The sequence below is a fragment of the Burkholderia sp. E168m23 genome, from assembly GCF_016586125.1.
GTDB lineage: Bacteria > Pseudomonadota > Gammaproteobacteria > Burkholderiales > Burkholderiaceae > Burkholderia > Burkholderia orbicola.
This window is the reverse complement of sequence record NZ_BCPP01000404.1, coordinates 1-5,983: the sequence shown is the minus strand read 5'-3', so window position 1 is coordinate 5,983 and position 5,983 is coordinate 1. Positions and strand designations below refer to the sequence as shown.

Below are 5,983 nucleotides of genomic sequence, written 5' to 3'. Positions count from 1 at the left end.
GCTGTCGTTGAGCTGGTAGCGCTGGAACGCGCCGAACGGCGGATCGAGCGGCACGCCGTCGACGGGGCTGCCGAAGCGGAACGCGGGGTTGTCGCTGATCACCTGGTAGTGCGTCGAGCCGTCGGGCGGTTCGAGATCGGCGAGTTTTTCCTGCATCAGGCGGCCGCGCGCGGCCGTGGTCGCGTGCGACACGATCATCGCGGCGACCTTGGCGCGCGTGTCGATCGTCGCGCGCAATTCGGCGAACAGCTGGCGCTCCATCATCACGAACAGCCCGCAGCCGACCAGCGTGAACACGAGCAGCGACACGATGCCGAACATCGCCGAGAGCCGCAGGATGATCGAGCGTTTCATGCGCGCCGCTCCGTGTCGCCGTCCTCGCGCGCCTCGAGCACGTAGCCCATCCCGCGGATCGTGTGCAGCAGCTTCTCCGCGAAGGGGCCATCGAGTTTCGCGCGCAGGCGCTTGATCGCCGTCTCGACGACGTTCGCATTGCTGTCGAAGTTCACGTCCCACACGAGCTCGGCAATGGTCGTCTTCGACAGCACCTCGCCGCTGCGCCGCGCGAGCACGCCGAGCAGCTGGAATTCCTGCGCGGTCAGGTCGAGCCGCGCGCCGTCGCGGGTCGCGCGGCGGCCGATCAGGTCGACGCGCAGGTCGCCGATCGAAATCAGCGTCGATTCCTGCACGCGGGCGCGGCGCGTCAGCGCACGCAGCCGTTCGATCAGTTCGAGGAACGAGAAGGGCTTGGTCAGGTAGTCGTCGGCGCCGCCGCGCAAGCCCCGCACGCGGTCGTCGACGCGATCGCGCGCGGTCAGCATGATCACGGGAGTCTGCTTCTGCGCGCGCAATGCACGCAGCACGCCGAAGCCGTCGAGCTTCGGCAGCATCACGTCGAGCACGACCACGTCGTAGTCGAATTCGACGGCTTTCCACGCGCCGTCCTCGCCATCGAGCGCGGTATCGACGACCCAGCCTTCCTCGGTCAGGCCGCTCTTCAGGTATTCGACGACTTTCGGTTCGTCCTCGACGATCAGTACTTTCATGTTCGTTTTCCGCGTAACCGGGTTAAGGGCGGGTCAAGGGCCGACACCCGCGCCGCGCTGCGGGGCCGCCGACGCGACGTCGGACGGCGCCAGGCCGCTCGCCGCATCGCCGTCCCAGCCGCCGCCGAGCGCCTTCGCGAGAAACACCACGAGCGCCGCGCGCTGGCCCTGGATCTGCACGGCCTGGCGCTCGCTCGTCAGCAACTGCTGCTGGGCCGTCAGCACGTCGATGAACGGCGTCAGGCCGCCCGCGTAGCGGTCCTGCGCAAGCGATACGAGCTTGCGCGCGTCGTCGACGGCCGCGGAAGCCTGCTGCGCGGCCTGCGCGAGCACCGACAGGCCGGTCACCGCATTTTGCACCTCCTGGAACGCGGTGAGCACGGTCTGCCGGTAGCTGGCCTGCGCGGCGACGTAGCCGGCCTGCGCGAAATCGACGCCGGCCTTCAGCTTGCCGCCCTCGAACAGCGGCTGGCTGAGCGAGCCGCCAACCGACCACAGCAGTGCCGGCACGGTGAACAGGCCCGCGAAGCGGGTCGCGTCCCAGCCGATGTCCGGCGACAGCGTGATACGCGGGAAATACGCGGCGCGCGCGACGCCGATCTGCGCGTTCGCGGCGGCCATCGCGCGCTCGGCCGACGCGACGTCGGGGCGCCGCTGCAGCAGGTCGCTCGGCATCCCGGTCGGCAGCGCGGGCGCGTTGATCGGCACCACGCGCGGCGGCAGCGAGAAGGCGGGAGCCGGCGTACCGACCAGCGTCGCGATCGCGGTTTCGACCTGCGCGCGTTGCTGGATCAGCAATTGCGCCTGCGTGCGGGTCGCGTCGAGCTGCGCGCGCTGCTGCAACAGGTCGAGGCCCGACACCGCGCCGAGGTCGTGGCGCGCGCTGACGTAATCGAGCGCCTTCTGTTGCAGGTCGATCGAGCGCTTGACGACGTCGATCTCGGTGTCGAGCTCGCGCAGCGTGAAATAGCTCGACGCGAGGTCGGCGCTCAGCACGAGGCGCGCGTTTGCGAAATCGTCACGCGACTGCTCGGTGCTGGCCTGCGCGGCTTCGACGTTGCGCCGCACGCGGCCGAACAGGTCGAGTTCGTAGCTGACCGCCGCGCCCACCTGGATGTCGTTCTGCACGGTCGACATGCTCTGCGTCGCGTAGTTGGTCTGCGGCCGGTCGGCGGAGATCTTGAAGCGCTGGCCGCTTGCGTTCAGCCCGACGGCCGGATACTGCGCGGACGCCACCGACGCGAGCGTCGCCTTCGCCTGGTCGTAGCGCGCGGCCATCGCCTTCAGGTTCTGGTTGTTGCGCAGCGCGTCGGCTTCCAGTGCGTCGAGCTGGGCGTCGCCGAACGCGGTCCACCAGGCGGGATCGAGCGGCGCGCGGGCCGGCGCGGCCGGCTGCCAGTATGCGTCGGCCGGGTCGAGCCGCCACGCGGCCGGCGTATCGACGGGCGGGCGCCGGTAATCCGGGCCGACCGTGCAGCCGGCGAGCACCGCGGCCGCGACGATCGCCACGGCGCCGATCGCGGCCGGGTGCACGCGGGGGCGCATCGCGATCACGACTTCGCCCCCGCGACCGCCGAGGCGGGCTGTGCCGCCGGCGCCTGCACGACGACCCGGTCGCCGGTCGCGAGCGCGTCGCTCGGGTTCGCGACGAGGCGGTCGTTCGGCGTGATCGGCCCGTCGACTTCGAGCGTCTGGCCGATCGTGCGCACGACCGTCACCTGTTTCAGCCGGACCTGGCCGTTCGCATCGACGGCGGCGACCGTCGGGCCTTCGGCGCGGAACAGCAGCGTATTGGCCGGCACCTGCAGGCGGCCGACCGGCGTCATCGGCAGCGTCGCCTGCACGTACGCGCCGGGCAGCAGCCGCCCGTCCGGATTCGGCAGCGTGATCTCAATCTGCAGCGAACGCGTCGCGACGTCGATCGCCTGCGACGTGCGCGTGATCGTCCCGTCGAAAGTGCGCCCCGGCAGCTCGGCCTGCGCGACGCTCACGTGCTGGCCGACCTTCACCTGCTGCGCATACGCCTGCGGCACCTGCACGTACAGGCGCAGCCGGTCGGCCTGCACGACCGTGAACAGCGAGCGGCCCGCGTTGCCGGAATTGACGAGATCGCCGACGTCGACGTTGCGCTGCGTGACGATCCCGTCGATCGGCGCGACGATCCGCTGGAAGCCCTTCAGCTCGGTGAGGCGGCGCATGTTCGCATCGGCCGCCGCGAGGTTCGCGCTGCCCTGGCTGAACGCGCCTTGCCGGTCGTCGAGTTCCTGCTGCGACACGGCATCGCGCTGGCGCAACTGCTGCGCGCGGTCGAACGACGTCTTCGCGAGCGCGAGCGCGGCTTGCGCCTGCTGGCGCTGCGCGGTGGCCTGCGCCAGTTCCTGGTTCAGCTCCGGCGTGTCGAGTTCGGCGAGCGTTTGTCCCTGCTTCACGTGCGCGCCGATATCGGCCTGCCAGCGCAGCACGTAGCCACTGGCGCGCGCATAGATCGGCGCCTCGACGAAGCCGCGCAGCGTGCCGGGCAGCGTCAGCTTGCCGCCGGTGGCCGCGTCGACCGGATGCACGACGCTCACGTACTGGCGCGTGTTCTGCGCGGCGACCGCGTCGAGGCGATGCTGGTTCAGCACGTTGACGACGATGGTGCGCGCGGCGCCCGCCGCGAGCAGCACGCCGATCACGATCAGGACGATCCGTCCGCGCCGCGACACCGACGCGCGCGCCGGCAGGTGCATGCCGTGTTCGTCCACCTGGATGCCGACGGCGCTGTGATGTTTCTCTTCCATGAATTCAACCAGTTCAACCGGGTAGTGGGGCGAAAGTCAGTGTCCGGCCTGGCGCGCACGCCGCCGGGCCAGCCGCGCATGCACGCCGCCGAACACGAGCGGCACGAACAGCAACGTCGAAACGGTCGCGAACAGCAGCCCGCCGATCACCGCGCGGCCGAGCGGCGCATTCTGCTCGGCGCCTTCGCCGAGACCGAGCGCCATCGGCACCATCCCGATGATCATCGCGAGCGCCGTCATCAGCACCGGCCGGATGCGGGTCGCGCCGGCCTCCAGCGCGGCCGTGAGCGGCGGCGCGCCCGCCGCGAGGCGTTGCCGCGCGAACGACACGACCAGGATGCTGTTCGCGGTCGCGACGCCGACCGTCATGATCGCGCCCGTCAACGCGGGCACGCTCAGGTGCGTGCCGGTGATGAACAGCATCCACGCGATGCCGGCGAGCGCGGCAGGCATCGCGCTGATGATGATCAGCGGGTCGAGCCACGACTGGAAATTGACGACGATCAGCAGGTAGACGAGCACGATCGCCATCGCGACGCCCGCGCCGAGGCCGATGTACGACGTGCGCATCGTCTCGATCTGGCCGCGCATCGTGAGGTCGGTGCCGCGCGGCAGCGTCGCGCGCGCGTCGGCCACGATGCGGTCGATCTCGCCCGCGACCGCGCCGAGATCGCGGCCCTCGACGCTCACGTACACGTCGATCGCCGGGCGGATGTTGTAGTGCGTGATCACGGCCGGGTTCACGGTACTGCGGACCTGCACGAGATTACCGAGCAGCTGCAGCGGCGTGCCGGTGCGGCCGCTCGCGGAGATCGGCGTGCCGAGCAGGTCGTCGACCGACGACAGGTTGTATTGCGGGGTCTGGATCTGCAGCGGGTACTGGACGCCGGTGCGCGGGTTGATCCAGAACGACGGCGTCGTCTGCGAACTCCCCGACAGCGAGATCAGCATGTTCTGCGCGACGTTCTGCGCGGAGAGATTGAGCTGCTGCATGCGCGTACGGTCCATGTCGGCCAGCAGGGTCGGCTCGTCGTTGCGTTGCAGCACGTGCACGTCGACGGCGCCGGGGATTTGCCTGATCTTTTTCATCAGGCTGCTCGCAATGGTCATGTTACTCGCGAGATCGTTGCCGAGCACCTGCACGTCGATCGCGGCCGGCTGCCCGAAGTTGAGGATCTGCGTGATGATGTCCGACGGCTGGAAGAAGAACTCGACGCCCGGGAAGCGCTGCGGCAGCAGCGTGCGCAGCGTCTGTACGTAGTGCCCGGTCGCGCGGTGGCCGGGTTTCAGCGCGATCAGCAGTTCGCCGTCGAGCGTGCCGATCGTGCCGGCGTTGCTGTACGACAGGTTGATGCCGCTCACCGGCAGGCCGAGGTTGTCGACGATCGCGCCGAGCTCGTCGGGCGGCACGGTTGCGCGGATCACGCGCTCGACCTGGTCGGCGAGCCGCGCGGTTTCCTCGATCCGGTAGCCGGTCGGCGCGCGCACGTGCAGCCGGAGGTTGCCGGAATCGGCGTTCGGGAAGAAATCGCGGCCGAGCATGAACACGAGGCCGGTCGACAGCACGCAGAAGCCGAGGAAGCACAGCGCGTAGAAGCGGCGGCGCACGAGCAGGATAGTGAGCAGCACGATGTACCACGCGCGCAGCCGTTCGAACGCATGGTTGAACGCGTGATGGATGCGTGCGAAGCGCGACGTCGAATGATCGGCGCCGGTGTTCGCCTGCTGCGGGCGGAACAGCAGCATCGCGAGCGTCGGCACCAGCGTGCGCGACAGCACGTACGACGCGAGCATCGCGAACACCACGGCTTCCGCGAGCGGCACGAACAGGAAGCGCGCAACGCCGGTCAGGAAGAACATCGGCACGAACACGATGCAGATACACAGCGTCGACACCAGTGCGGGCACCGCGATCTCGCCCGCGCCTTCGAGGATCGCATCGTGCAGGTTCGTCCCCAGATGCAGGTGCCGCTCGATGTTCTCGATCGTGACGGTCGCGTCGTCGACGAGAATGCCGACCGCGAGCGCGAGGCCGCCCAGCGTCATGATGTTGATGGTCTCGCCGAGCGCGGACAGCGCGATCAGCGACGTGAAGATCGACAGCGGGATCGAAATCGTATAACTTCGTATAATGTATGCTATACGAAGTTATTACGG

3 protein-coding genes and 2 pseudogenes are annotated in these 5,983 nt (G+C 69.2%); all 5 read right to left on the bottom strand.

What is annotated here, in order from left to right; all coding sequences use genetic code 11:
• Positions 1-354 (bottom strand): annotated as a pseudogene (locus JMF90_RS20370) (two-component sensor histidine kinase); the annotation flags it as partial.
• Entirely contained in the window at positions 351-1,046 is a 696-nt protein-coding gene (locus JMF90_RS20365; RefSeq protein ID WP_011547791.1) for a heavy metal response regulator transcription factor, read from the bottom strand. The gene JMF90_RS20365 and the pseudogene JMF90_RS20370, both read right to left, overlap by 4 nt.
• Before the next feature lie 33 nt (positions 1,047-1,079).
• Positions 1,080-2,591: an efflux transporter outer membrane subunit gene (locus JMF90_RS20360; protein ID WP_011547790.1), complete on the bottom strand. Its 1,512-nt coding sequence runs from the start codon at positions 2,589-2,591 to the stop codon at positions 1,080-1,082.
• A 5-nt stretch (positions 2,592-2,596) separates the two neighbouring features.
• The gene (locus JMF90_RS20355; RefSeq protein ID WP_027812951.1) at positions 2,597-3,826 is read right to left on the bottom strand and encodes an efflux RND transporter periplasmic adaptor subunit; all 1,230 of its coding nucleotides are present in this window, start codon (positions 3,824-3,826) and stop codon (positions 2,597-2,599) included.
• Positions 3,827-3,862: 36 nt separating this feature from the next.
• Positions 3,863-5,941 (bottom strand): annotated as a pseudogene (locus tag JMF90_RS20350) (efflux RND transporter permease subunit); the annotation flags it as partial.
• Positions 5,942-5,983: the final 42 nt, after the last annotated feature.

Excerpts from the sequence above, each read along its gene's own strand:
- JMF90_RS20365 (WP_011547791.1), bottom strand. The coding sequence starts at position 1,046 with ATGAAAGTACTGATCGTCGAGGACGAACCGAAAGTCGTCGAATACCTG.
- JMF90_RS20360 (WP_011547790.1), bottom strand. The coding sequence starts at position 2,591 with ATGCGCCCCCGCGTGCACCCGGCCGCGATCGGCGCCGTGGCGATCGTC.
- JMF90_RS20355 (WP_027812951.1), bottom strand. The coding sequence starts at position 3,826 with ATGGAAGAGAAACATCACAGCGCCGTCGGCATCCAGGTGGACGAACAC.